The organism is Amycolatopsis sp. NPDC026612 (genome assembly GCF_040638285.1).
Taxonomy (GTDB): domain Bacteria; phylum Actinomycetota; class Actinomycetes; order Mycobacteriales; family Pseudonocardiaceae; genus Amycolatopsis.
On sequence record NZ_JBEZYB010000023.1, the window covers coordinates 89,368 to 114,933 of the forward strand.

Here is a 25,566-nt window from a genome sequence, read left to right on the forward strand (position 1 = left end):
CCCTTCAGAGCGAGCGGGAGATGATTTCCTTCATGATCTCGCTGGTGCCACCGAAGATCCGGGAGATCCGGACGTCGGCCCAGGCGCGCGCGATCGGGTACTCGGTCATGTAGCCGTAGCCGCCGAACAGCTGCACGCAGTCGTCGATCACCTTGTTGACGCGCTCGGTGGTCCACAGCTTCGCCATCGCCGCACCCTGGACGTCGAGCTCGCCCTTGAGGTGCCGTTCGATGCACTGGTCGAGGAAGGCCCGCGCGACGGCGGTTTCCGTGGCCGCCTCGGCGAGGGTGAACTTGGTGTTCTGGAAGGAGAAGATCGGCCGGCCGAACGCCGTGCGCTCCTTGGTGTACGCCAGCGTCAGGTCGACCGCGGCCTCCAGCCCGGCCACCGCGGTGACGGCGATGATCAGCCGTTCCTGGGGCAGCTGCAGCATGAGCTGAACGAAGCCCTGGCCCTCGGCGTCGCCGAGCAGGTTGCCGGCCGGCACGCGGACGTCGTCGAAGAACAGCTCGGCGGTGTCCTGACCCTTCATCCCGACCTTGTCGAGGATCCGGCCGCGGCGGAAGCCGGGGGTGTCGGTCTCGACCACGATCAGCGAGACGCCCTGTGCGCCCGCGTCGGGGTCGGTCTTGCACGCGACGACGACGAGGTCGGCGTGGAACCCGTTGGTGATGAAGGTCTTCGCGCCGTTGAGCACGTAGTGGTCGCCGTCGCGGACCGCCCGGGTCTTGATGCCCTGCAGGTCGGAGCCGGTACCGGGCTCGGTCATCGCGATCGCGCCGACCAGCTCGCCGCTCGCCAGCTTCGGCAGCCACGCGCGCTTCTTCTCCTCCGAAGCGTAGGCGAGCAGGTAGTGCGCGACGATTCCATTGTGGACGGTGACGCCCCACGCGCTGTCGCCGGCGCGGGCCTGCTCTTCGTAGAGGACGGCTTCGTGGGCGAAGGTGCCGCCGCCCCCGCCGTACTCCTCGGGGATGGACAGGCACAGCAGGCCGACCTCGCCCGCCTTGGTCCACAGTTCGCGGTCGACCTTCTTCTCGGCCGCCCAGCGTTCCTGGTGCGGGACGGCTTCCTTCTGCAGGAACGACCGCGCGAGTTCGCGGAGGTCCTCGAGCTCGGTCGTGTTCCACGAGCTCTTCGGCAGTTGCAGTGGCACGGGACCCCTCCTGCTGGAAAACATGACGGTCAGCATGTAAGTTCTGAGCGGAATGTACCTCCGGACCGGCCCGTACGTAAAGCAGGGAGGCCGCGGTGACCGAGTCGACGCACCGGACCCAGGCGCAGCGGCGCGAACAGACGCGCGCGGCACTGCTCGACGCCACCATCGACTGCCTGGTCGAGGTCGGCTACGCGCGCACGTCGGTCCAGGAGATCTGCGCCCGCGCGGGCGTGTCGAAGGGCGCGGTGCAGCACCACTTCACGGCGAAGGCCGAGCTGATGGCGGCCGCGGTCGAGCACCTGACGACGAAGCTGCGGCGCCGGCTCGCGGAGTCGCTGGACGAGCTGCCCCGCGGCGGCAGCGGCGTCGCCGCGGCGATCGACCTCCTGTGGGCCGGCTACTCCGGCACGCTTTCGACCGCCGTCACCGAGCTGTGGGTCGCCGCCCGCACCGACGCCGAGCTGCGCGCGGCCATCCGCCCGGTCGACCGCGCGCTCGGCCGGGCCACGCTCGAGCACGTCACCCAGGTCGCCGGCGAACTCCCGCCGGAACGCGCGGAGATGCTGTTCTGGCTCACCGTGCACCTCACCCGCGGTCTGGCGCTGGACGCCGAGCTCGGCGGCGACCCCACCCGGCGCCGCCGGCTCCTGGACGAGTGGAAGCGCATCGCCGTCCTGCTCTACGCGGACGCCACCACTGCGCCGAGTTGACCAGCGCGGCGCCACAAGGGTGCTTTGCCCCTTATCCCGCAGCCGGATTCGTGGTCCAATCCCCCCGAACGAGGGGAGTTTCGATGACCGCCGCCCCGTATCCGCACCCTTACGGCCCGCCACCCGCGCAGCCGCCGGCCGATCCGGGCGCCTTGTTCCGGCTGATCGCCGGAATCCTCGGCGTCCTCGCCGCGGCGCTGGTGATCGCCGGGTCGTTCCTGCCGCAGACGTCGTTCGAGCAGGTCGTGGACGGCAAGACGGAGAGCAGCCAGACGATCAGCGCCTGGTCGCGCTCGTTCTCCGTCGAGCCCGGTGACGAGGCGAAGAAGTTCTACGACAACACCCACGTCGCGCGGTACGGCATCCCGCTCACCACCGCCGCGGTGGTGCTGCTGGCCGGAGCCGGGCTGGCGCTCGCCGGTACGCGCCGCTCGACCGGCCCCGGCGTGCGCTCGGGTGCCCGGACGGCCTTGGTGGCGGGTGCCGCCGGGGTGACCGCGGCGGTGTGGATGCTGGGCATGGACGTCTCGGCGACCCTGAGCTACGAGTCCGACGAAGGGACGATCCGGTCGCACTACGCGACGGGGGCGGGGTTCTGGCTGCTGCTCGGCGGCGGGATCGTCGCCCTGCTGGCGCTGGTGCTCGCGGTACTGGCCGGGCGGCGCGCGCCCGCCGCGGCCCCGGGCGGGCCGCCGGGGCCGTACCAGCAGCCGTCGCGGCCGTACCCGATGCCGCCGGCCCAGTTCGCGCAGCCGTACCAGGGTTATCCGGCGTCACAGCCGTTCCCCGCCCAGGCGCCGCCGCAGACCGGCCCGCAGCGCCCGCCGTACGACGGTCCGGCGTCGCAGCCGTTCCCGGCGCAGCAGCCCGGCGATCCCTACGGCGGCGTCACGCAGGCCCAGCAGCACCCGGTACAGCAGCACCCGGCCCAGCCTCCGGCCCAGCAGGAACCGACCGAGCCGAACTACCAGCTGCCGCCGCTGCACCCGCCCAATACATGAATCTGATTCACATCAGACTGGACATCTGACGTACCGACGGTATGGTGTACTCGTCGGTAACCCCTGCGCGGCGTCGCGCGGACTCCGGACGCCGCGGAACGGAGACGTCATGACCAGCACGACCCCCGCGAACGCCCTCGAAGACACCCCGTTGCCGCCGACCGTCGGTGGCATCGCCGGGGCGCCGGGCTCGGCGCGGGCGGCCGAGCTCGTCGCCCGCGTGGCGGGCGGCGCGGACTCGGCGCCGATCCGGATGCGCGCGCCCTTCACCGGGCAGCCGATCGCGACCCTGCCGCAGGCCACCGACGCCGACGTCCGCGCGGTGTTCGACGACGCGCGGACGGCGCAGCGGGCGTGGGCGGACCGCTCCCCCGCCGAGCGCGCCCGCGTCCTCACCCGCCTGCACGACCTGGTGCTCGCCCGGCAGGACGAGGTGCTCGACCTGGTCCAGGTCGAAGCGGGCAAGGCCCGGCTCGACGCGTTCGACGAGGTCAGCGCGACCGCGCTGGTGGCGGCCTACTACGGCAGGCACGCCGCGAAGATCCTCGCCCCGCGCCGCATCGCCGGTGTGATCCCCGGGTTGACCCGCGCCGGCGAGATCCGTCACCCGAAGGGCGTCGTCGGGATCATCTCGCCGTGGAACTACCCCCTCGCCCTGACGGCGATGGACGTCCTGCCGGCACTGGCCGCGGGCAACGCCGTGGTGCAGAAGCCGGACAACCAGACCGCGCTTTCGGCGCTGTGGCTGCACGAGCTGGCCGAGGAGGCCGGGCTGCCCGCCGGGACCTGGCAGATCGTCCTCGGCCGCGGCTCGAAGATCGGCACCGCGCTGGTCGAGGAGTCGGACTACCTGTGCTTCACCGGTTCGACGCCGACCGGCAAGGAGCTGGCCGGCCAGGTGGCGAAGCGGCTGACGTCCTATTCGCTCGAGCTCGGCGGCAAGAACCCGATGGTCGTGCTGCCCGACGCCGACGTCGCGAAGGCCGCGACGGGCGCGGTGACGGCGTGCTTCTCCTCCGCCGGGCAGCTGTGCGTGTCGGTCGAGCGGATCTACGTCCACGAGGACATCCGCGAGGAGTTCACCCGCGCGTTCGTGGCGCGGACCGCGGCCCTGCGTCTCGGCGGCGCGCTCGACTACCACGCCCAGATGGGCTCGCTGACGTCGGAAGAGCAGCTCGCGGCGGTGTCGGCGCACGTCGAGGACGCCCGCGCGAAGGGCGCGTCGGTGCTCACCGGCGGCCGTCCCCGGCCCGACCTCGGCCCGCTGTTCTACGAGCCGACCGTGCTGGCGGACGTCACCCCGGACATGCTGCCGTTCGCGGAGGAGACGTTCGGGCCGGTCGTGTCGATCTACGGCTACACCGACGTCACCGACGCCATCCAGCGGGCCAACGACACGCCGTTCGGGCTCAACGCCAGCGTCTGGTCCCGCAACGGCCGTGCGGGCTGGGAGGTCGCGGCCCGGCTCAAGGCCGGGACGGTCAACGTCAACGAGGGCTACGCGGCGACGTTCGGCAGCGTCGGCGTGCCGATGGGCGGGATGAAGGACTCCGGCGTCGGCCGCCGCAACGGCGCCGAAGGCCTGCTGAAGTACACGGAGTCCCAGTCGATCGCCCTGCAGCGCGGCTTCGCCCTCCGGCCGCCGCGCGCAATCCCGGGTTCGCTGTGGTCCCGCGGCATGACATTCGGCCTGAAGGCCCTCCGCCGCCTCCCCCGTTGACCCGTAACTCGCGTGATCCGGGCCGGATTTCGCGTGATTGAAGCCGTAACGGCTGTGATCACGCGAGTTCCGGCTTCAATCACGCGAGTTACGGGCCTGATCACGCGGGTTCGGCGGTGGGGGCCGTCAGCAGGCCGCGGTCGTAGGCGATGGCGACCGCTTCCGCGCGGCGGCTCGCGCCGAGTTTCGCCATCACGCGGGACAGGTGGACGCTCACCGTCTTTTCGCTGATGTACAGCTCTTCGCCGACCTGGCGGTTCGTGCGGCCCAGTGCCACGCGCTCGAGGACGTCGCGCTCGCGCTCGGTCAGCGGGTTGGTGACCGACCGGGCCGGGGCGGCGGGTTCGGCGCCCACCAGCTCGACGCGGGCGCGGTGCGCCAGGTCCCGGACGGCGTCGCGCAGCGGGATCGCGCCGAGGCGGAGCGCCACCTCGTGGGCCGCTTCGAGGGACGCGCCGGCGTCGCCGTCCGCCGCCAGCAGGGCTTCGGCCTCGTGCCAGCGGCAGATCGCCTGCTCGTACACGGCGCCGTAGCCGAACGCCGCCGCCGCGACCGCCCACTTTTCCGCGTCGCCCCGGCCGGTCAGGCCGGTCGCCGCCGCCTCCAGCCGGGCCAGCCACGCCCGGCCCTCCGGCCCGAGCTCCCCCGAGCGGGGTTGCCCGACGACCGAGCACATCCGGCCGTGCGCCAGCAGCCGCTCGCCCGCGGCCACCGCCGCGTCCGCCGCCACCGAGTCGCCGTGGACCCGCGCGCCGGCGGCCTGCGCGGCCGCCGCTGTCACGCCGAGCGCGGCCACCCGGATGCCGGCCAGCAGTGCGGGTTCGATGCGTTCCAGCCAGCCGACGAGGTCTTCGGCCCGGCGCACCGCCTCGGCGTGCTCGCCGCGCCAGTACGCCAGCTCGATGCCCGCACTCCCGGCCGACAGCGGGATCTGCATGTCCGCCGTCCAGTGCTGCCGCAGCCCGCCGAGCAGCTTCGCGGCTTCGTCGAACCGGCCGCGGGCGACGACGAACAGCGACCAGATGGCCAGGATCCGCGCGGCGACCGCGCTGGACACCCCGCGCCCGGCCCGCCCGGCGCTCTCTTCCGGCCAGTCACCCATCAGGTAGCGCAGGATCAGCTGGCGCGCCCGCAGCTCGAGCCCGTAGACGCTCCAGCTCAGCCCGGCTTCTTCGGCACGGGCGACGCCCCGCTCGGCGTGCGCCAGTGCTTCGGCGAACTCGCCGTGGTCGTCGTGGCTCAACGTCAGGAAGTAGGTCGCGCGGATCTCGGTGTTGCAGGCGCCCACGTCACGTGCCTTGCGTTCGGCCTGCCGCAGCCGCTCCCGGGCCTCGGCGGCGTCGCCCCGCGAATCGGCGAGCGTGCCCAGGGTGACCAGCGCCGACGCCTCCGCCCCCGTCGCGCCCACGGCCTGCGCGTCGGCGACCGCGCTGAGCGCGCTCTCGAGCGCCGCCTCGGGCTGGTCGAGGATCCGGAGGAACCCGGCCCGGCTGGCCAGCACCCAGGCGCGCGCCGAGCTGGGATCGGTGTGCTGCACCAGGTCCCAGGCCCGGTCGATGGCGGCGACCGCCTCGTCCAGGGTGCCTTCCAGCGCGAGCAGCACGTCCGCCAGCCGCCGCCACACCTTCGCGGCCCGGTCGTTCGGCACGTCGGCGGTCAGCGCCTGGGTGGCGGAGCGGGCGAACGCGGCGGCCCGCTCGGGCTCGCCGGACGTGCCCGCGAAATACGACGCTTCGTACAGCAGCTTCAGCTCGTCGAACCCGGCCGGCCGGTCCGACGGCGCGACCGCGTCCCAGATGGACAGTGCCTGCTCGACGTGCTGCAGCGCGGACCCGGGCGCTCCCAGCTTCTCGGCCTCGTCCATCGCGCGCAGCAACGCCGGCAGCGCGGTGGCCAGGTCGCTGCTCTGCATCGAGTGGTAGGCCAGCTTCGCGTCGTGCCCGCGGCCCTGGGGTCGCGCCTTGATCCGCGCCGCGTACGCCGCGTGCGTGCGCGACCGCTCTCCCGGCAGCAGGTCGCCGTACACCGCTTCCTGCAGCAGGGCGTGCCGGAAGGTGTAGGAGCCGTCGGACACCACCACCAGCACGTGGTGCTGGACGGCTTCGCGCAGGGCCTCGTCGAGCTCCAGCTCCCCCAGTCCGGAGACCTCGGCGAGGGCGGCGTGCATGACCGGTTCGTTGGCCACCGAGATCACCCGCGCCACCCGGCGGGCGTCCGGCGAGAGCCGCTCGAGCCGGGACAGCAGCACTTCGGCCAGCCCGGCGGGCAGGTCGTTGCACTCGGTCTTGGTGGCGAGCAGCTCCTCGGCGAAGAACGGGTTGCCCTCGGAGCGGGTGACGATGTCGGCCACGACGTCCGACGGCAGCGGCTCGTCGGCCAGCGCCTCGACGAACTTGCGGGCGTCGACCGCGCCGAAGGGGTGCAGGTCGACGCGCTCGACCGTGGCGAGCCGGACCAGCTCCGCGAGGACGCCACGCAGCGGGTGCCGCCGGTGGACGTCCTCCTCGCGGTAGCTGCCCACGACCAGCAGCCGCTGCGCCCGCAGCCTGCTGAGCAGGAAGGACAGCAGGTTGCGGGTCGAGGCGTCGGCCCAGTGGAGGTCCTCGAGCAGGATCACCACCGGGCGCGACTCCGCGACTTCGGTCAGCACCCCCAGCACCGCATCGAACAACTGCAGCTGACCGAGGTCCTGCTCCGGCCGGGGACGCACCATGGCTTCCCGGTCGTTGGAGGTCATCGGCTGGTGTTCGGCCGCCCGGGGCTCCTCGAAGCCCGGCCCCTGCGGCAGCAGCCGCCCGAGCGCGGGCCGGGCCCGCACCGCGGCGGCGACCGCCGGGTCCGTCGCGCTGCCCAGCGGGGCGAGCGCCTCGGCGAACGGAAGATAAGGAAGACCGCCCTCGCGGACGTCGATGCAGCGGCCGGTGAGCACCAGCCCACCGCACTTCTCGACGTGTTCGCCGAGTGCGGTCAGCAGCCGGGTCTTGCCGACCCCGGCGTCCCCCGAGAGCAGCACCGCGCCGGCTTCGCCCCGTTCGGCCCGGGCGAAGGCGGCGCGGAGCCGCCGCATCTCGTGGGTACGGGCGACGAGCGGGATTCCGGAGCCGAGTCGGGGCACGAGGAGCATTGTTGCCTACCTCCCCGACAGTTTTGCGGGGGTCCGGGTGGCGAAGCTCCCGGCCTGGGGCGAAGCCCCAGATGTCACCGACAGTTTTGCGGGGGTCCGGGTGGCGAAGCCCCCGGCCTGGGGCGAAGCCCCAGATGTCCCCGACAGTTTCCGACCGCTTATCGCCTTCGGCACCATCACCGTCCCTTACCGGGCGGTCTTGGCGGCGCCGGCGGCCTCCCGCGCGGCTTCGCGGCGCTCCTGCGCCGGGACGTCGACGTCGGTGTGGGCGGCCCGCAGGTGGCGGACGACGCGGCGGGCGCGGGCGGCCCAGACGCTGCGCCCGGCCTTCCGCAGTTCCTCGGCCCGGTACGCCGCTTCGGCTCGGACCGCGTCCAGCAGCAGATCGCTGTGCATTTGATTCCCCTGTCCCTGGGTTCTCCGGTTGGTAGGACTCAGGTTCGTCCTGAGGGGACACCCCGGGCATCGGGTGATCACGTGGGCCTGGGCGCGAAAAGACCCCTTACTCCCGGCCGAGCCCAGCTCGGCGGGGGTAAGGGGTCTCTTCGAGCGCCTCAGTCGTGCGCCGGGCCGCCGGTCCGCACCGCGGCCAGCAGCCCCCGCCAGCCGGATGCGGGCAGGCGGAAGGCACCCCCTTCGGGGTCCTTCGAGTCGCGCACCGCGGCACCGCCGGCCACGAACGCCACCTCGACGCAGTCGTTGCCGCCGCCGCTGTGGCTGCTCTTGCGCCACCGCGCCCCGGAGAGTTCTGCTTCCATGGTCCCCACTCCTTACTGTCTCGCTTCCGGATGGTGCACCCGGGCCGGTACGGCCGCCTGTTCGGCGAACCGACCGGCCGCCTCGGCGATCAGCTCCACCGAGTCGTCCGGCTTCAGTGCGGCCGCGCGCAGATGGTCGAACATCAGCCCGTAGCGCCGGACGTCTGTGGGTTCCTCCAGGTAGAGGCCGCTGGACGTGCTGTCGTCGACGTAGACGACGTCCGGGTCGGCCTGCTCGGGGAAGCCCATGATGAGGAACGGGCCTTCCATGCCGGGGTGCGCGCCGGCGCCGAACGGCACGACCTGGACGGTCACGTTCGGCTTTTCGGCGACGGCGACCATCCGGTAGAGCTGCTCGGCCATCACTTCGGGGCCGTCGACCACGCGGCGCAGCACGGCTTCGTCCATCACCGCCCAGTACTCCGGCGGTGGTGTGTCGGACAGCAGCTCCTGGCGGGCCATCCGGGCGGCGACGCGGCGGCGGATCTCGGCGTCGTCGGCGTCCGGTCGCAGCGCGCGGATCACCGCGCGGGCGTACCGCTCGGTCTGCAGCAGCCCGGGTACCAGCAGCGCCTGGAACGCGCACAGCGAGCTGGCGTCGGCCTCGAGCCCGACGAAGGTGCCGGTGAAGACCTCGTTGTACGCGTGCCACCAGCCGCGCTTGCGGGCTTCCCTGGCCAGCTGGACGAGCGCCTCCTGCTCGTCGCCGGTGATCCCGTAGAGGGCCAGCATGTCCCGGGCGTCACGCGGGGTGACGCCGACGTGGCCGGTCTCGATGCGGCTGATCTTCGAGGCGGAGCACTCGAGCTTCTCGCCCACCTCGTCGATGGTGAGGTCCGCGGCCTCGCGGAGCCGGCGCAGCTCGCCCGAGAGTCTCCGCCGGCGAACCGTGGGGCTCTGTCCCCTTGCCATCGCGGCACCTCCGGATGTCGACTTGCTTCCCGTATCCAACCAGCCGGGCGCGGACTCGGTGGAGCATGGACACGAGATGATTCCGGCACCGATCTGCAATTTGCAAAATGCTCCTGCAGCCTCGCACCCTGCACTGCGTCGGGTACTCGGCGGTCGGCCTGCCGTGGCTTCGACCGGCCTCTGAGCAGGGTAGACGATGATCGGGCGGAGTGCCGAGCGATCATCGGGCGAAGGGGCCGGGGCCGTCCCCCGATCGGCCCCGGGACCCCTCACCGGGGTCGAATGCCCTTTTCCGGCGACGGATATTCGGGCTATTCGTCGCCCGTGAGGGTGATTTCCCGGCGAACCTCACAAGACGCGCAGGAGTCCTTCTTGGACGACCGTCGCGATGAGCGTGCCGTCCGCGGCGAAGAACCGGCCGGTGGCCAGACCACGGGCGCCGGACGCCGTCGGCGAGGCGCTGTCGTAGAGGAACCACTCGTCGGCGCGGAACGGCCGGTGGAACCACAGCGCGTGGTCGAGGCTGGCGCCGAGCACCTTGTCGGTGTCCCAGTAGACGCCGTGGCGGGCGAGCACCGAGTCGAGCAGGGTCATGTCCGAGGCGTAGGTGAGCACGCAGACGTGCAGCAGCTGATCGTCGGGCAGCTTCCCGTCGGCGCGCATCCACACCTGGTTGCGCGCGGGCCGCTCACCGGTCTCGCGGGTGACCCACGGCGGCTCGTTGACGTACCGCAGGTCGATCGGCCGCGGCCGGGCGTGCGCACCGATCTCGTACCCCTCGGCGCGCTCCACCAGCGTCGGCAGCGTCTCCGGTGCCGGGACGCCCTCCGGCATGACCTCGGCGTGCTCGATCCCCGGTTCGTCCTTCTGGAACGACGCCGAGAGCGAGAAGATCGCCTTGCCGTGCTGGATCGCCACGACCCGGCGGGTGGTGAACGACCGGCCGTCCCGGATCCGGTCGACCTCGTACACGATCGGCACGCTGGGGTCGCCGCCGCGGATGAAGTACGCGTGCAGCGAGTGGACCCGGCGTTCTTCGGGGACCGTGCGCCCGGCCGCGACCAGCGCCTGGCCGGCGACCTGCCCGCCGAACACCCGCACCGGCGAGTGGGCGGGCGAGACGCCGCGGAAGATGTTCTCTTCGATCTTCTCCAGGTCGAGCAGCGCGATCAGGCGGTCGAGCACCGGCTGGCCGCCACCCGGGACCTCCAGTGCAGTGGCGGCCGTCCTGGCCAATTCAGTCATGCCCGGAGCTTAAGTGCATACCAAGCGGTCGGTCTCTCAAGCGTGGTCGTCTTCACCGAGGCGGTGCACGTGGATCAGGTTCGTCGAGCCCACGGTGCCCGGGGGCGAACCGGCGACGATGACGACCAGGTCGCCCTTCTGGTACTTGCCCATGTCGAGCATCGCGTGGTCGACCTGCTGGATCATCTGGTCGGTGGACTCCACCCGCGGCACGATGTGGGTGTTGGTGCCCCAGGTCATCGACAGCTGGCTGCGGACGCAGTCCTCGGGCGTGAACGCCAGCAGCGGCAGCCGCGTGTGCAGCCGCGCCAGTCGGCGGACGGTGTCACCGGACTGCGTGAACGCGACCAGCGCCTTGGCGTTGAGCCGCTCGCCGATGTCGCGGGCGGCGTAGGAGATCACGCCGCGCTTGGTGCGGGGAACGTGCGTCAGCGGCGGCACGATCGGCGAGTCGGTCTCGACCGCCTCGATGATCCGGCCCATCGTCTCCACGACCTCGATCGCGTACCGGCCGACCGAGGTCTCGCCGGACAGCATCAGCGCGTCGGCGCCGTCGAGCACCGCGTTCGCGACGTCGGAGGCCTCGGCGCGGGTCGGGCGGGAGTTGTTGATCATCGACTCGAGCATCTGCGTCGCGACGATGACCGGCTTCGCGTTCTCGCGGCAGATCTGGATGGCGCGTTTCTGCACCAGCGGGACCTGCTCCAGCGGCAGCTCGACGCCGAGGTCGCCGCGGGCGACCATCACCGCGTCGAAGGCCAGCACGATGGCTTCGAGGTTGTAGACGGCTTCGGGCTTCTCGATCTTGGCGACGACCGGCAGCCTGCCCTTGCCGACCCGGTCCATCACCTGGTGGACCAGGTCGATGTCGGCCGGGGAACGGACGAAGGACAGGGCGATGAAGTCGACGCCCAGTTCGAGCGCGAATTCGAGGTCTTCGATGTCCTTTTCGGACATCGCGGGCACGGAGACGTCCATGCCGGGCAGCGACACGCCCTTGTTGTTGCTGACGGGGCCGCCCTCGGTGACCTCGCAGACCACGTCCGGGCCCTCGACGCCCTTGACCACCAGGCCGACCTTGCCGTCGTCGACGAGCAGGCGGTCACCGGGCTTGGCGTCCTTCGCCAGGCCCTTGTAGGTGGTCGAGACCCGGTCGTGGGTCCCGGCGACGTCCTCGACCGTGATCCGGACGATGTCGCCGTTGTGCCACTCGACCGGTCCGCCGGCGAACGTGCCCAGGCGGATCTTCGGGCCCTGCAGGTCGGCGAGGATGCCGACGGCCCGGCCGCTCGCGGCGGCGGCTTCCCGGATCAGGTCGTAGACCTGCTTGTGGTCGCCGTGGCTGCCGTGGCTGAAGTTCATCCTCGCCACGTCCATGCCCGCGTCCACCAGCGCCCGCATCTTCTCGGGGGTCGCAGTGGCGGGGCCCAGGGTACAAACGATCTTCGCGCGTCGGCTCACGTCCGCATAGCGTAGTCCCTCTTCGCGCGTTCGTCTGTACCGATACCGAATGTTCAAGAAACTGTTCAGATGCCTGCCTGCTCAGGTTCCTTCGGGGTCCGGGTGGCGGAGCCCCCGGCCCGGGGCGAAGCCCCGGATGTCACCGTCACGCTAACGACGCGGCCGTTCACTCGGACCGACCCGGTCGCGGGCCCACTCGTTGAACTCGCGCAGCTGCCGCCAGGCCTTGCGGACCCGCTCGAGGGCACCCCGCTCGTGCAGGACGTCGTCGGGCTCCCAGCCGCGCACGGCGTACACCGAGCGGTGGCGCAGCAGGTCGAGGCGCGGGTGGCCGTCGGCGAACCCGCGGGGCTTCGACTTCAGCCGGTCGCCCTTGACCTCCCAGCCGGTGCGCTCCAGCTTGGCGAGGATCTTCCGCAGCGCTTCGCCGTGCAGCTCCGTGTCGACGGCCGTCCGGAACCGGGCGAGCTGGTCGGGCTGGAGGTGGAAGCAGCCGCCGCCGACGCGCAGGCCGTCCGGGCCGACCTCGACGTAGTAGGCGCCCCCGCCGCGGCCCTGTTCGATCACGGCGCCGCAGTGGGTCTTGTACGGCGTCTTGTCCTTGGCGAAGCGGACATCGCGGTACGGGCGGAACACCTTGGGCTCCCCGAAGCCGTCGGAGAACTCGGGCGCCAGCTCGGCGAGCAGCGCCTCCATCGGGGCCCGGACATCGGTCTTGTAGGTCTCGACGTGGTCGTCCCAGTAAGGCTTGGAGTTGTCCTCCACGAGGCCGTCGAAGAAGTCGACGGCGTACTCGCCGAATCCGCTGAACTTCACGCCCGCGACGATATCCGGGGGCCGCGGCGAGCCGCGCCGGCGCCGCTCATTCCTTGACAGGAATATGCCCGGCCACGCACATTCGAAGGGTGATGGAGACCTTCGACGTGCTGGCCGAACCCCGGCGCCGGATCATCCTCGACCTGCTCCGGGACGGCGAGCGCTCGGTGGGCGAGCTGGTCGGCGAGCTGAACCTGAGCCAGCCCGCGGTGTCGAAGCACCTGCGGGTGCTGCGGGAGGCCGGGCTCGTCACGGTGCGGGTCGCGGCGCAACGGCGGTGTTACGCCCTGCGCCCGGAACCCCTGCTCGAGATCGACGCCTGGCTGGCGCCCTACCGCCGGTTCTGGGCGGACCGGCTGGACGCCCTGGAGCGCCGCCTGGAAGAGACGGACCCCGGCTGAGCCATCGGGTCACGGCGCGCCGAACGCGATGCCCCGCTCCGCCGCGCGGCGCTCGCCCCACTCGTGGAGTTCCGTCAGCGCCGGGCGCAGCTCCTCCCCCACCGCGGTGAGGTGGTACTCGACGTGCGGGACCCGGCCGTCAAACTCCTCGCGGCGGACGAGGCCGTCCGCCGCCAGCTCGCGCAGCTGCTGGGTCAGCATCTTCTCGCTCACCCCCGGCATCCGGCGCCGCAGCTCGCCGTAGCGATGCGCGCCCTCCTTCAGGTGCGCGAGGATCACCGGCTTCCACTTGCCGCCGATCAGGTCGACGGCCAGCTCGACCGCGCAGTGGTAGCGCTTCATCCCGTTCTCCCTACGCACCGGAAAGTACGTGGTTGCCCGGCCGGGCCGCCCCTGGTTGCCTGGACCGGGTGATCGTCGACTACGTCCGCTACACCGTGCCAGAAACCGCGAGCGCGGACTTCGAAAAAGCCGCCGCGGGGCACGCGATCGAGCGCGGCCCCGGGCGGTACCTCGTCAAGATCCCGGGCGGGGCGCCGTTCTCCGGCATCGAAGGCTTCACGCCCGACGCCGAACCCGAACGCTACGAAACCACCACCCCCACGCTCTACGACTGGGCAGGCGGCCACGAAGCACTCGTGAAGCTGATGACGATCTTCTACGGCCACGTGCTGGAAGATCCGCTGCTCGAGCCGGTCTTCCGCCACATGGACCCGCACCACGCCGAGTACGTCGCCCGCTGGCTCGGCGAGGTCTTCGGAGGCCCGGCCGGCTATTCGGATGCGCACGGCGGGCACGCCCACATGATCGGCCGCCACCTCGGCCGCGGGATCACCGAGCCGCAACGCCGCCGGTGGGTGGGCCTGCTGCTCGACGCCGCCGACGAGGCCGGCCTGCCGGACGACCCGGAGTTCCGGGCCGCGTTCGCCGGGTACCTCGAGTGGGGCAGCCGCCTGGCGGTGGTGTTCTCCGCGCCCGGCGCCGAGCCGAACCTCCACGAGCCGGTCCCGCACTGGGACTGGGCGATGCCGCCGTGGCAGCCACCGGCCTCCTAGCCGCATAGTGAGGGCAGCCGGAAGGAGGCTGCCCTTGATCCGGGTGGACGGCCGCACCCTGCGGTGCGCGGACGTCGTGACCGCGGCGCGCACCGAGGGCCCGCTGGGCATCGACGTCTCGATCGCCGCGCTGCGGGCGGCCCGGCACGCGTGGCAGCTCGCCGGGGAGCTGAGCACGCGGCGGGTGGTCTACGGCCGGACCACCGGCGTCGGGGCCAACAAGGACGATCCGGTCGAGAGCTCCACGGAACACGGGCAGCGGCTCCTGCGCAGCCACGCCGGCGGCAGCGGCGACCCGATGCCGCCCGGCCAGGTGCGGGCGACGCTGCTGATCCGGCTCAACCAGCTCCTCGCCGGGCACTCCGGGATCAGCCCGGAGCTGATCGACGCGCTGGCCGCGGCGGTCCGCACCGGTGCGGTGCCGCTGGTGCACCGGCTCGGCGCCATCGGCACCGGCGACCTGGCGCCGCTGGCCGAGGTGGCGCTGGCGCTCACCGGCGAGCGGCCGTGGATCACCGGGGACGTCCCGCCGGTGCCGGTGCGGGCGGGGGACGCGCTGGCGTTCATGAGCAGCAATGCCGCCACCCTGGCCGAAGCGACCCTCGCGGCGATGCGGCTGGACACGCTGACCCGCGCGAGCCACGCCGTCGCGGCGCTGACGTACGTCGCGCTCGACGGCAACCCCGAGGCGTACGCGACGCCGGTGCACGAAGCGCGGCCGCACGCGGGGCAGGTCGCGTGCGCGGCCGAGATGCGGCGGCTGCTGGGCATGCACCAGACGCCCAAGCCGGGGCGGCGGATCCAGGACCCGTTCGGGCTGCGGGCGTTCCCGCAGGTGCAGGGCCCGGCGCTGGACGCGATCCGCTACCTGCGGGACGTGCTCGCGGTGGAGATCAACGCGGGCACGGAGAACCCGATGATCTCGACGGCGCACGGCGACGCGTACCACCACGCGCACTTCCACACCGCGTACGTGTCGACGGCGCTGGACCAGGCCCGGGCGACCGTGCACCAGGTGGCGGAGCTGTCGGTGGCGCGGCTCGGCGACCTGGTGGAGCCGGAGTTCACCGGGCTGCGACCGTTCCTGGCGGCCGGGCCGCCGGGCAGCTCCGGCGTGATGATCCTGGAGTACGTGGCGCACGACGCGCTGACGGAGCTGCGCCAGGCGGCGCTCCCGGCCACGCTCGGCACGGCGGTGGTGTCCCGCGGCATCGAGGACCACGCGAGCTTCTCGACCCAGGCGGCCCGGGCGACGACCGCGGCGTGCTCGGCCTACCAGCAGGTGCTGGCGTGCGAGCTGGTGGCGGCGGTCCGCGCGCTGCGGATGCGGGACGCGGACCTGGTGGACCTGCCGGTGCGCGACGCTTTCGACACCGCGGCCGCGGTGCTGGACGACAGCGTCGACGACCGGCCGCTCACCGGCGACATCGCCGCGGCCGGCGGAGTCCTGGAGCAGCTGGCCCGCATCTAACGTGAACTCGATTCGCCCGTTCCGCCAACAACGGGAGCAGATGGCCTCACGACAGGCAGGCGGTTCATGAGTTCACCAGGTGAAGCCGGGGACGACGCGGACGTCATCACCGCATCGCTGGAGCACCCGGAGCGGTTCGCGGTGGTCTTCGACCGCCACGCGCCGCACATCCATCGCTACCTCGCCCGGCGGCTCGGCGGCCAGGTCGCCGACGACCTGATGGGCGAGACGTTCCTGATCGCGTTCGGCGGACGCGCCCGCTACGACCCGGCGTTCCCGAGCGCCCGGCCGTGGCTCTACGGCATCGCGACGAACCTCGTCGGCCAGCGCCGTCGAGAAGAGGCCCGCGAGTACCGGCTGCGGGCCGCCCTCGGCCCGCCCGCCGAGCAGGACTGCCATGCGGACCGGGTCGCCGAGCGGGTGACCGCGCAGGCGAAGACCGGACGGCTGGCCGGCGCACTGGCCGGGCTGGCCCGGCGGGACCGCGACGTCCTGCTGCTGATCGCCTGGGAAGGGCTGGCCTACGAGGAGGTCGCGGCGGCGCTGGGGATCCCGGTCGGCACCGTCCGCTCGCGCTTGAACCGGGCCCGCAGGAAGCTCCGTGCGGATCTGGGATCCGCGCTCGCCGAGGAGGTTTCGAACCATGGATGATCTGCAGCTGCTTCGCGACTTCACCGGACCGGCCGTGCTTCCGGCGAGCGGTGAACTGGCCAGGAAGCGGGCGGAGCTGATCGCGGCGACGACCGCGCGACGACCGGCCCGGCGCCGGCCCGGGGTGTGGGCCGGCCTCACCGCGGCCGGGCTCGCCGCGGCCGCCGCTGCCGCCGTCGTGCTCACCCCGGCGGAAGACGTCGTCCGGCCCGGCCCGGTTTCACCGGCTCCCTCGGTGACCGATCCGGTGCGGATCCTGCGCACCGCGGCCGCGAAGGCCCGCGCGCTGCCGGACCTCGTCCCGCGATCGGACCAGTTCGTCTACACCAGGACCCGGCTCGCCAACGGCCTGGAGAACGAAACGTGGGCGTCGGTGGACGGAACCCACGACGGGCTGGCGTTCCTGTACGGCCACGAAGCTTCGCTGGCGGGCTGCCGCGACGGGAAGCGCGTGCAGAAGGAGAGCCGCGGGCGGACGGTGACGAACCGGTGCGTGCCGCACCCCGCCGCCCCCGCGGACCTGCCCACGGACGCCGACGCCATGCTCGCCTACCTCCACCAGAGCACGTATGGCGAAGGGGACACGCTGCTCGACCTCGGCAACGAGATCGTCACGCTGGCCGAGGGCTACCTGCGGCCGGCGGCCAGGGCCGCGCTCTACGAGGCCGTGGCGAAGGTGCCCGGCCTGGTCGTCCGCACCGACGCGAAGGACGGCACCGGGCGGGCCGTCCTCGGCATCACCTGGGACAGCACGACCGAGCACGGGATCGGCAACCAGGACTACTTCCTGTTCGACCCGGTCACCTTCGCCTACCTCGGCGTCGGGACCGGTGTGGTGGTGAGCCAGGGCATCGTCGACGCCGTGCGGCAGCGGCCCTGAACGCGCGAAGAGCCGCCCCGGGTGTATCCCGGAGCGGCCCTTCGACGGCAGACTCAGCCGAAGAAGACTTCGGCTTCCTGGTAGCGCTCGGCCGGGACCGTCTTCAGCTCGGCCGTCGCCTCGGACAGCTTCACGCGGACGATGTCCGTGCCCTTGAGGGCGACCATGACGCCGAAGTCGCCGTCCGCGACCGCGTCGACCGCGTTGAGGCCGAACCGGGTGGCCAGGACGCGGTCGTAGGCCGTCGGGGTGCCGCCGCGCTGGACGTGGCCCAGCACGACCGCCCGGGACTCCTTGCCCGTGCGGTGGGCGATCTCGTCGGCCAGCCAGGTGCCGATGCCGCCGAGGCGGACGTGCCCGAAGGCGTCCTTCTCGCCGGTCAGCAGCTTCTCCTCGCCGCCCTCGGGCAGCGCGCCCTCGGCGACGACGATGATCGGCGCGTACTCCTTCTCGAAGCGGCGCTCGACCCAGGAGACGACCTGGTCGACGTTGAAGTGCCGCTCCGGCACCAGGATCACGCTGGCGCCACCGGCGAGGCCGGAGTGCAGCGCGATCCAGCCGGCGTGCCGGCCCATGACCTCGACGACCAGCGCGCGGTGGTGCGACTCGGCCGTGGTGTGCAGCCGGTCGATCGCCTCGGTCGCGATGGAGACCGCGGTGTCGAAGCCGAACGTGTAGTCCGTGGCGCCCAGGTCGTTGTCGATCGTCTTGGGCACGCCCACGACGCCGATGCCGTCGTCGGTGAGCCGCTTCGCGACGCCGAGGGTGTCCTCGCCGCCGATCGCGATCAGCGCGTCCACGCCTTGATCGGCGAGGACCTGCTTGATCTTGTCGACCCCGCCGTCGACCTTGTACGGGTTGGTGCGCGAGGACCGCAGGATGGTGCCACCGCGGGTGAGGATGTCTTCGACGTCGTTCAGGCCCAGCGGGCGGCTGTCGCCGGTCAGCGGGCCGTTCCAGCCGTTGCGGAAGCCCACGAAGTCCCAGCCGTGCACCTCGATGCCCTTGCGCACCACCGCGCGGATCACCGCGTTGAGCCCCGGGCAGTCGCCGCCGCCGGTCAGCACACCGACACGCATGAGAAGCCTCCGTCTGTTCTCGGGAGATGACAGTCACATTTCGTCGTCCGCCAGCGTAGCGGCTCTCCTCTTGATCGGTGCAGCCCCTACCACCTGCCGGATCGGTCCGTGTCCGGCCTGTGCTACGTTGACGCCCGTGCAGCGCTATTTCTGGTTTACGAAGCCGGCCCCGGGTGGGCACGGCGGCGTGAACCTGCGCTGACCTCCACCCCCGAGCCGGATTCCCAACCGGCTCGGCGAGTCCCCCGCGGGTCGGTGTCCACCAGGAAGGACCCCCCGCTATGACGCTCTCGGCCGGCCCCGCCACCATCGGTGACCTCGACGCCGCGCGCACCACGTCGATCAGTCCGCTCATTTCGCCCGCGCTGCTGCGCGAAGACCATCCGGTCGACGCCGCCGTCGCCAAGGTCGTGCGGCAGGGCCGCGCCGAGACGGTCGACATCCTCGAAGGCCGGGACGACCGGCTGCTCGTCGTGGTCGGCCCGTGCTCGGTGCACGACCCCGCCGCCGCCCTCGACTACGCCGCCCGGCTGGCCGCGAAGGCCGAGGAGCTGCGCGGCGAACTGCACATCGTGATGCGCGTGTACTTCGAAAAGCCGCGTACCACACTGGGCTGGAAGGGCCTGATCAACGACCCGGACCTCGACGGCACCTTCGCCGTCAACAAGGGCCTGCGGCTGGCCCGGAAGCTGCTGCTCGACGTCTCCGCGCTCGGGCTGCCGGTGGGCTGCGAGTTCCTCGACCCGATCACGCCGCAGTTCATCGCCGACATCGTCACGTGGGGCTCGATCGGCGCGCGGACGGCGGCCAGCCAGGTGCACCGGCAGCTGTGCAGCGCGCTGTCGATGCCGGTGGGCATCAAGAACTCGACCGAGGGCGACGTCCAGGTGGCGGTCGACGCGACCCGCGCGGCCGCGGCGAGCCACGTGTTCCCGGGCATCAACACCGACGGCCTCGCGGCGCTGCTGACGACCTCGGGCAACCCGGACTGCCACGTGATCCTGCGAGGCCACAACGCCGGCCCCAACTACGACGCCGCAACGGTGACGGACACCTTGGCCCGGCTGGCGAAGGCCGGGCTGCCGGAGCGCGTGATCATCGACGCGAGCCACGGCAACAGCGGCAAGGACATCGCGCGGCAGGCCGCGGTGGTGCGCGAGCTGGCCACGCGGATCGGCGACGGCGAGCGCGGGATCTCCGGGCTGATGATGGAGAGCTTCCTCGCGGCCGGGCGGCAGGACCTGGATCTGGGGCACCCGGAACAGCTGACGTACGGGCAGTCGATCACGGACGCCTGCCTGGCGTGGGAGGACACGGCACCGCTGCTGGACGAGCTGGCCTCGGCGGTGCGGGCACGCCGCTGAGCTCGGACGCCGCCGCACTTCGGGGTGGCGTTTCGGGGTGGCGTTTCGGGGTGGCGTTTCGGGGTGGCGTTTCGGGCACGCCGGAACGCCACCTCGGGTGCGGCAGACACCGCAGCCACGACCGGCCGGGTCGGACATCACGGCTTGCGCCGGAGGAATGCCCTGATGACCTCGGCGAAGTCCCGGAGTCCTTCAGCGCTGCCGGTCTTGCGGACGATGTACACGCACACAGCCATGGCTGTGATGAAGCACAGGGTGAAGACGGCGCCGACGGCCGTCAGGGAGCTCCCCAGCATGAGGCGCGACTCCTGTCAAAACGCTGCGAGCGCCCTCTCGGCGCTCGCGTTGAACCCAGTCGGGCTGCACGACGGCTCCTTGGTCGACCTGTCCGGGTCCAGATGCGTTGCTGACGAGGGGAAGACTATCCACGGCCCACGCGCTAGGTCGGGAACGACACGGCGCCGCGCTTGACGGGGTTCCGGCGGGTGCGCCACGGAGAGGTCCCCGCCCTGGGGTCCCCCGGATTTCACGTTACCGGGGGGCACCGACAGTTTCGGGGCGCGCGGACCGGCGACCGACGTCGCGAATGACTCATTGGGGATGTCCCACGTCTCGAATGAGTCATTCGCGGCATTGCATCAGCGGCTCGGCGGCGCAGCGGGGTCGGCGGCGCCAGCGGCGCAGCAGCAACGCCAGCGAGGGTCAGCGGCGCGGGAAGTAGTTCTCGATGACGTCCCAGCGGGCCAGGTTGTGCTTCGCGTCCGCCAGTGCGTCGTGCTGGTCGGTCGGCGCCGCCGGGAGCTTCGGCTTCCCGGCGTCCTCCCAGCGCTGACGGAGGTCCCGGGTGAAGCGGGGCAGCTGCCGGGGCAACGCCGGCATCGGGCCCCACAGCTGGGCGAGCGCGACGTGGTCGTACGCGGCGAACCACGCCCACAGCTCGATGCCGCCCGGTGGCTTGCCGAAGAACTCCAGCAGGTCGGTGCGGATCTTCTCGCGGCTGCGCCAGGCCGGGTCGGCGGGTGAGGGCAGCTTGTCGAGGACGTTGTCACGGACCCATGGCCCGGCCTTCGCCGGGTCGAAGTCGGTGGAGACCGCGTAGAACTCGCGGCCACGCTCGTCAACCACCCCGATCGACACCAAATCGATCGTCACGCCGTCCTCGATGAACTCGGTGTCGTAGAAAAAACGCACTGGGAGAAACTAGCAGCGGCGCGCAGCGCCTCCGATGAGGGCGGTGGTGGGGAGGACGGCGGCGGGTCAGCCGACCTTGGTGTCGGGCACCCGGGCCGCGTCACGCGCGCCGGGCTGCGAAGGCACCTTCGGCTTGACTCCGGCGGCCTCGGCGGCCAGCAGTTCCTTCGCCTTCGCCGCGTAGATGTCGACGTACTCCTGGCCCGACAGCTCCATCAGGGCGTACATGATCTCGTCGGTGATGGACCGCTCGATGAAGCGATCGCCCGCGAGGCCCTCGTAACGCGAGAAGTCCAGCGGCTTGCCGAAGCGGACCTCGAGGCGGCGCGGCCACCACATCTTGGAGCCGATCGGGTTGACCTTGTCCGTGCCGATCATCGCCACCGGGACCACGACGCCGCCGGACTCCAGGGCGATCCGGGCGACGCCGGTCTTGCCCTTGTACAGCCGTCCGTCCGGGGAGCGGGTGCCCTCGGGGTAGATACCCAGCAGGTGACCGGCCTTGACCAGCCGGATCGCCGTGTCGAGCGCGGCCTGCGCAGCGTTGCCCCCGGAACGGTCGATCGGGAACTGGCCGACCCCGGTGAAGAACCACTTCTTGAGCTTGCCCTTGAACCCGGGCTCGGTGAAGTACTCGGACTTGGCCGGGAAGGTCACCTTGCGCTTGACCCGGAGCGGCATGAAGAACGAGTCCGCGACGGCCAGGTGGTTGCCGGCCAGGATCGCGCCACCCGTCTCGGGGATGTTCTCCGCGCCGACGACCTTGGTCGGCCACAGCGTCTTGAGCAGCGGACCGATGAACACCCACTTCATGAGCCAGTACAGCACCGGTGCCTCAGTCCTCCATCGCCGCCGCAGCCCCTGTTCACCCGCGACGGACAGCCTACGAACCCGGACGGCCGCCGCACAACGCGGACCACCCGGATACCGCGCCGGCAGCGATCGATCTCACAGCGAATTCCGAGCCCGGGCGGACCCCCACAACGTCCGCCGGGCGTGAGAGCATGGACGGACTCCACCGCTCACACGGAAGGCGATCGCATGGGCGTGCTCGCCGGCGCGGAACCGTTCGGCCACACCGGTTCGGCCGAAACCGGGTTCCTGCTCTGCCACGGGTTCACCGGCACCCCGGCGAGCATGCGGGCCTGGGGTGACCACCTGGCCGGGGCCGGGTTCACGGTGCGCTGCCCGCTGCTGCCGGGCCACGGCACCCGCTGGCCGGACCTGAACCGCACGACGTGGGAAGACTGGTACGGCGCCGTCCGCGAGGCGCTGCTGGCGCTGCTGGCGACGTGCCGGACGGTGTTCGTCGGCGGCCTCTCGATGGGCGGCACGCTGACGCTGCGCCTGGCCGAGGAGTTCGGCGACCGGATCGCCGGGATCGTGCTGGTCAACCCGTCGGTGACGCGGCTGAAGTGGGACACGCGGCTGCTGCCGGTCCTGGGCCGGGTCGTGCCGTCGGTGCCGGCGATCGCCAACGACATCAAGAAGCCGGGCGAGACGGAGCTGGCCTACCCGCGGACGCCGGTGCGCGCGGCGGCGAGCCTGGCGAAGCTGTGGGCGGTCGTGCGCGCCGACCTGGGCAAGGTGACGCAGCCGGTGCTGCTGCTGCACTCGTCGGTCGACCACGTCGTCGAGCCGGTGAACTCGCAGCTGGTGCTCGCGGGCGTCTCGAGCACCGACGTCACCGAGGTCGTGCTGGAAAACAGCTACCACGTCGCGACGCAGGACAACGACGCCGAGGTGATTTTCACGCGTAGCGTCGAGTTCGCGAAGGCGCACGCCGCACAGCCGGAGGAGACCGCATGAGCCGGGGGAAGGACGGGCCGGAGGACGTCGACGCGACGTTCGCCGAGATCGTCGCCGACCTGCGGGCCGGCGGGTTCGGGCTCCCCGAAGAAGACACCGCCGGCACCGCCGACACGGCCGGCGCCGCGGGCAGCGCCGGCTCGGGCGGAGCGGCGGGGTCCGGGGCCGCCGCGGAGACCGAGCCGCGCAAGAAGCCGGAGCGGCCCGCCGAGCCGCCGTCCGTGGAGACCCCGCCGGATCCCGGCTGGCGGTCCGGGGGCACGTCGTGGGACACCACGATCTTCTCCGACGACCCGGCGGACGACGACGAGCACTACGTCCCGCCGGAGCCGCCGCCGCTGCCCCGGCCGAAGATGGGGGCGTTCCTCATCCTGCTGCTGTTCCTGGCGGGGCTCTTCCTGCTGATCCTGCCCGGCGCGATCGGGGTCGGCCCGACGGTGGCGACGCCGCTGGGCATCCTCGCGCTCGCGACGGCGATCGCGTTGCTGCTGCTCCGGGTGCGTCAGGGGCCGCCGCCGGGCGCGGATCCCAGCACCGGCGCCCAGGTGTGAACGGACGACGATGCACATCGAGTTCAGTCCTTCGCGGCGATCGACCGTGGGCGCGGAGTGGGAGCTCGGCCTGGTCGACCGGCGCAGCGGCGAGCTGTCCTCGGTAGCCGAGCAGATCCTCGAAGCGGTGCGCCCGGACGGCGCCGCCGAGCACCCGAAGATCAAGCAGGAGCTCCTGCTCAACACCATCGAGATCATCACCGGCGTCTGCGAGACGATCGGCGAGGTCAAAGCCGACCTGAGCGGCTCCCTCGACGTCGTGCACGGCGTCGCCGACCCGCTCGGCGTCGAGATGTTCTCGGCCGGCACGCACCCCTTCTCGAACTGGTACCAGCAGAAGGTCACCGACAAGGAGCGCTACGCCAAGCTCATCGACCGGACCCAGTGGTGGGGACGGCAGATGCTGATCTACGGCGTCCACATCCACGTCGGGATCGACCACCACGAGAAGGTGCTGCCGATCCTCGACGCGCTGCTCAACTACGCGCCGCACCTGCAGGCGCTGTCGGCGTCGTCGCCCTACTGGGGCGCCGAGGACACCGGGTACGCGTCGAACCGGGCGCTGATGTTCCAGCAGCTGCCGACGGCCGGGCTGCCGTTCCAGTTCCGGAAGTGGGCGGAGCTGGAGAGCTACGTCGAGGACATGTTCACCACCGGCGTGATCGACAGTTTTTCGGAGATCCGCTGGGACATCCGGCCCTCGCCGAAGCTCGGCACGATCGAGATGCGGGTCTGCGACGGCCTGCCGACGCTGGAGGAGGTCGGCGCGATCGCGGCGCTGACGCAGTGCCTGGTCGACGACTTCAGCGAGCGCCTCGACGACGGCGAGATCCTGCCCACCCTGCCGCCGTGGCACGTCCAGGAGAACAAGTGGCGCGCGGCCCGCTACGGCACGGACGCGATCGTCATCCTGGACGCGGCCGGGCGCGAGCGGCTGGTCACCGAGGACGTCGTTGAGCTGCTGGACCGGCTGGAGCCGGTGGCGCGGCGGCTGGACTGCGTGGCGGAGCTGCGCGACGTCGAGACGATCCTGCGGTACGGGCCGAGCTACCGGCGGCAGCGGGCGGTCGCGGAACGGCACAAGGGCAGCCTGAAGGCCGTCGTCGCGTCGCTGGTCGCCGAGATGCGGGACGGGATCGCGAAGGACTAGAGCTCGTCCAGCTGCGTGCGGAGCGTGCCCGGACCGAGGGTCGACGCGCCGAGGGCTTCGACGCGCCGTTTCAGCTCCCGGTCGGCCGTCGCGACGAGGACTTTGGCTTTCTGCTGCGCGACGACTTCGACGATCTTCGAGTCGCCGTCGGTGTCCGCGGCGACGACCTCGACGCCGGTCACGCCGGTGACGTTCTTCGCCCGGCCCTCGACGACCAGGACGATCCGTGGCCACCAGGTGACCGCCGGGTCGTCCGGGTCCGGCACGCCGGCCGCGGCGAGCTTGGCGAGCTGGTCGCGGAGGCGCTCGGCGGCGCCGTGCCGGTCACGCCACCAGCCGTCCGGCCGCGAACCGACGACGTTCGCGGCGTCGACGACCAGGACCAGCTCCTGGCCGACGCGGTCGCGCAGGTCCGGCCAGGCGGCGGCGAAGTCGCGGTGGAGCGGGTAACCGGGAACGTCGTCGGGGTCCACCCAGCGCAGCTCCGCACTTTCGGTGTTGGCGACGCGGGCCTCGGCGCCGTCGGCGAGGGCGAGCACGGTGGTGTAGCTCCAGTCGCCGTGGTCGACGACGGAGGCGGAGACCGCGCGGAAGGCGTCGGCGGGGACGGACGTTTCTTCGAAGGCTTCCCGGGCGGCGGCGGTCACGGCGGTCTCGCCGGCTTCGATGGCGCCGCCGGGCAGTGCCCAGGTGCGGCCGTGGTGCACCCACCAGGCGCGGCGCTGCAGGAGGACACCGCGGGCGGGGTCGACGAGCAGCAGGCCGGCGGCACCGTAGCGGCCCCAGTGCAGGTGCCCGCAGGAACAGCGGACGAAGACGCTCGCGGCGGACAGGTGACTCACCGGTTCAGCGTGTCACAGGTCGGCCGGTCATCGATGGGTACGGCCCCGCTCCGTCCAAGCGCCCCAATGTGGCCTTCGGTGCGTTCAACGCACCCAATGTGGCCTTCGGTGCGCTGAACGCAACCAACCGGGCAGGCGTCCTCGCAACCGGCGTCGAGCGGGGTACCGATCTGGGTCTGGATCGCCGGCGCGGTCGTGCTGCTGGCGATCGGGCTG

The 25,566-nt window shown here is 72.0% G+C and carries 27 protein-coding genes; 12 read left to right on the forward strand and 15 right to left on the reverse strand.

Translation table 11 applies throughout. The features are described 5' to 3' along the window. Positions 1-4 precede the first annotated feature (4 nt). The gene (locus tag AB0F15_RS22220) at positions 5-1,156 is read right to left on the reverse strand and encodes an acyl-CoA dehydrogenase family protein (protein WP_360273245.1); all 1,152 of its coding nucleotides are present in this window, start codon (positions 1,154-1,156) and stop codon (positions 5-7) included. A 95-nt stretch (positions 1,157-1,251) separates the two neighbouring features. Here AB0F15_RS22220 and AB0F15_RS22225 point away from each other — a divergent pair, with 95 nt between their 5' ends. From AB0F15_RS22225 to AB0F15_RS22235, 3 genes are all read left to right on the forward strand, one after another. Then, positions 1,252-1,869 (forward strand): TetR/AcrR family transcriptional regulator, encoded by a 618-nt coding sequence (locus AB0F15_RS22225; protein WP_360273247.1) that lies wholly within the window; start codon positions 1,252-1,254, stop codon positions 1,867-1,869. An 83-nt stretch (positions 1,870-1,952) separates the two neighbouring features. Further along, positions 1,953-2,870: a hypothetical protein gene (locus AB0F15_RS22230; RefSeq protein WP_360273249.1), complete on the forward strand. Its 918-nt coding sequence runs from the start codon at positions 1,953-1,955 to the stop codon at positions 2,868-2,870. A 109-nt stretch (positions 2,871-2,979) separates the two neighbouring features. After that, positions 2,980-4,590, forward strand: coding sequence for a succinic semialdehyde dehydrogenase (locus AB0F15_RS22235; RefSeq protein WP_360273252.1), 1,611 nt, complete (start codon positions 2,980-2,982; stop codon positions 4,588-4,590). Between the two features lie 100 nt (positions 4,591-4,690). Here the strand turns inward: AB0F15_RS22235 and AB0F15_RS22240 are convergent, their stop codons facing one another. The 7 genes from AB0F15_RS22240 to AB0F15_RS22270 form a co-directional block, all read right to left on the reverse strand. Next, complete coding sequence (locus AB0F15_RS22240; RefSeq protein ID WP_360273254.1) at positions 4,691-7,714, reverse strand: AAA family ATPase; 3,024 nt, start codon at positions 7,712-7,714, stop codon at positions 4,691-4,693. Between the two features lie 186 nt (positions 7,715-7,900). Then, on the reverse strand, positions 7,901-8,110 hold the full coding sequence (locus AB0F15_RS22245; RefSeq protein ID WP_360273257.1) for a hypothetical protein: 210 nt from the start codon (positions 8,108-8,110) through the stop codon (positions 7,901-7,903). A gap of 158 nt (positions 8,111-8,268) precedes the next feature. Continuing rightward, positions 8,269-8,472, reverse strand: a complete 204-nt coding sequence (locus tag AB0F15_RS22250; RefSeq protein WP_285989744.1) for a DUF397 domain-containing protein — start codon at positions 8,470-8,472, stop codon at positions 8,269-8,271. A gap of 12 nt (positions 8,473-8,484) precedes the next feature. Continuing rightward, positions 8,485-9,384, reverse strand: a complete 900-nt coding sequence (locus AB0F15_RS22255) for a helix-turn-helix transcriptional regulator (protein WP_360273261.1) — start codon at positions 9,382-9,384, stop codon at positions 8,485-8,487. Between the two features lie 348 nt (positions 9,385-9,732). Further along, complete coding sequence (gene tesB / locus AB0F15_RS22260) at positions 9,733-10,629, reverse strand: acyl-CoA thioesterase II (protein WP_360273264.1); 897 nt, start codon at positions 10,627-10,629, stop codon at positions 9,733-9,735. A 36-nt stretch (positions 10,630-10,665) separates the two neighbouring features. Next, positions 10,666-12,090, reverse strand: a complete 1,425-nt coding sequence (pyk, locus tag AB0F15_RS22265) for a pyruvate kinase (protein WP_360273267.1) — start codon at positions 12,088-12,090, stop codon at positions 10,666-10,668. 150 nt (positions 12,091-12,240) lie between these two features. Beyond that, positions 12,241-12,906 (reverse strand): DUF2461 domain-containing protein, encoded by a 666-nt coding sequence (locus tag AB0F15_RS22270; protein ID WP_360273269.1) that lies wholly within the window; start codon positions 12,904-12,906, stop codon positions 12,241-12,243. A 92-nt stretch (positions 12,907-12,998) separates the two neighbouring features. On the opposite strand from AB0F15_RS22270, the gene AB0F15_RS22275 reads away from it, so the two are divergent. Further along, positions 12,999-13,307, forward strand: a complete 309-nt coding sequence (locus AB0F15_RS22275; protein WP_360273318.1) for a metalloregulator ArsR/SmtB family transcription factor — start codon at positions 12,999-13,001, stop codon at positions 13,305-13,307. A 9-nt stretch (positions 13,308-13,316) separates the two neighbouring features. Here AB0F15_RS22275 and AB0F15_RS22280 read toward each other — a convergent pair whose 3' ends face one another. Then, positions 13,317-13,649, reverse strand: a complete 333-nt coding sequence (locus tag AB0F15_RS22280; RefSeq protein ID WP_360273271.1) for a helix-turn-helix domain-containing protein — start codon at positions 13,647-13,649, stop codon at positions 13,317-13,319. 68 nt (positions 13,650-13,717) lie between these two features. Between AB0F15_RS22280 and AB0F15_RS22285 the strand changes: the two genes are divergently transcribed. From AB0F15_RS22285 to AB0F15_RS22300, 4 genes are all read left to right on the forward strand, one after another. Next, positions 13,718-14,362, forward strand: coding sequence for a group II truncated hemoglobin (locus AB0F15_RS22285; protein WP_360273274.1), 645 nt, complete (start codon positions 13,718-13,720; stop codon positions 14,360-14,362). A 34-nt stretch (positions 14,363-14,396) separates the two neighbouring features. Beyond that, a complete protein-coding gene (locus tag AB0F15_RS22290) occupies positions 14,397-15,833 on the forward strand; it encodes an aromatic amino acid ammonia-lyase (protein ID WP_360273277.1) in 1,437 nt (478 codons plus the stop codon). A 66-nt stretch (positions 15,834-15,899) separates the two neighbouring features. After that, positions 15,900-16,484 carry an RNA polymerase sigma factor gene (locus AB0F15_RS22295; protein WP_360273280.1) on the forward strand — a complete coding sequence of 195 codons (585 nt, stop codon included), beginning with the start codon at positions 15,900-15,902 and terminating at the stop codon, positions 16,482-16,484. Further along, positions 16,477-17,364: a CU044_5270 family protein gene (locus tag AB0F15_RS22300; protein WP_360273283.1), complete on the forward strand. Its 888-nt coding sequence runs from the start codon at positions 16,477-16,479 to the stop codon at positions 17,362-17,364. Before AB0F15_RS22295 ends, AB0F15_RS22300 begins: the two co-directional genes overlap by 8 nt. A gap of 53 nt (positions 17,365-17,417) precedes the next feature. Here AB0F15_RS22300 and AB0F15_RS22305 read toward each other — a convergent pair whose 3' ends face one another. Beyond that, the gene (locus tag AB0F15_RS22305) at positions 17,418-18,443 is read right to left on the reverse strand and encodes a 6-phosphofructokinase (RefSeq protein WP_360273285.1); all 1,026 of its coding nucleotides are present in this window, start codon (positions 18,441-18,443) and stop codon (positions 17,418-17,420) included. 281 nt (positions 18,444-18,724) lie between these two features. Here AB0F15_RS22305 and AB0F15_RS22310 point away from each other — a divergent pair, with 281 nt between their 5' ends. Continuing rightward, positions 18,725-19,807 (forward strand): 3-deoxy-7-phosphoheptulonate synthase, encoded by a 1,083-nt coding sequence (locus AB0F15_RS22310; protein WP_360273288.1) that lies wholly within the window; start codon positions 18,725-18,727, stop codon positions 19,805-19,807. Between the two features lie 137 nt (positions 19,808-19,944). Here AB0F15_RS22310 and AB0F15_RS22315 read toward each other — a convergent pair whose 3' ends face one another. The 3 genes from AB0F15_RS22315 to AB0F15_RS22325 form a co-directional block, all read right to left on the reverse strand. Further along, positions 19,945-20,103, reverse strand: coding sequence for a hypothetical protein (locus tag AB0F15_RS22315; RefSeq protein ID WP_360273291.1), 159 nt, complete (start codon positions 20,101-20,103; stop codon positions 19,945-19,947). 406 nt (positions 20,104-20,509) lie between these two features. Continuing rightward, complete coding sequence (locus AB0F15_RS22320) at positions 20,510-20,998, reverse strand: polyadenylate-specific 3'-exoribonuclease AS (RefSeq protein ID WP_360273293.1); 489 nt, start codon at positions 20,996-20,998, stop codon at positions 20,510-20,512. A gap of 66 nt (positions 20,999-21,064) precedes the next feature. Beyond that, on the reverse strand, positions 21,065-21,826 hold the full coding sequence (locus AB0F15_RS22325) for a lysophospholipid acyltransferase family protein (protein WP_360273296.1): 762 nt from the start codon (positions 21,824-21,826) through the stop codon (positions 21,065-21,067). A gap of 213 nt (positions 21,827-22,039) precedes the next feature. On the opposite strand from AB0F15_RS22325, the gene AB0F15_RS22330 reads away from it, so the two are divergent. Genes AB0F15_RS22330 through AB0F15_RS22340 form a run of 3 tightly spaced genes read left to right on the forward strand, consistent with a single transcriptional unit; the run spans position 22,040 to position 24,508 of the window. Further along, the gene (locus tag AB0F15_RS22330) at positions 22,040-22,807 is read left to right on the forward strand and encodes an alpha/beta fold hydrolase (protein ID WP_360273299.1); all 768 of its coding nucleotides are present in this window, start codon (positions 22,040-22,042) and stop codon (positions 22,805-22,807) included. Beyond that, a complete protein-coding gene (locus AB0F15_RS22335) occupies positions 22,804-23,358 on the forward strand; it encodes a hypothetical protein (RefSeq protein WP_360273301.1) in 555 nt (184 codons plus the stop codon). Before AB0F15_RS22330 ends, AB0F15_RS22335 begins: the two co-directional genes overlap by 4 nt. 10 nt (positions 23,359-23,368) lie before the next feature. Further along, entirely contained in the window at positions 23,369-24,508 is a 1,140-nt protein-coding gene (locus AB0F15_RS22340; protein WP_360273304.1) for a glutamate--cysteine ligase, read from the forward strand. On the opposite strand, the gene AB0F15_RS22345 is transcribed toward AB0F15_RS22340, so the two are convergent. After that, positions 24,505-25,350 (reverse strand): NUDIX hydrolase, encoded by an 846-nt coding sequence (locus AB0F15_RS22345; RefSeq protein ID WP_360273307.1) that lies wholly within the window; start codon positions 25,348-25,350, stop codon positions 24,505-24,507. The genes AB0F15_RS22340 and AB0F15_RS22345 overlap by 4 nt on opposite strands. Then, the coding region (locus AB0F15_RS22350; protein WP_360273309.1) for a hypothetical protein at positions 25,347-25,566 on the reverse strand (220 nt) is incomplete at its 5' end. The genes AB0F15_RS22350 and AB0F15_RS22345, both read right to left, overlap by 4 nt.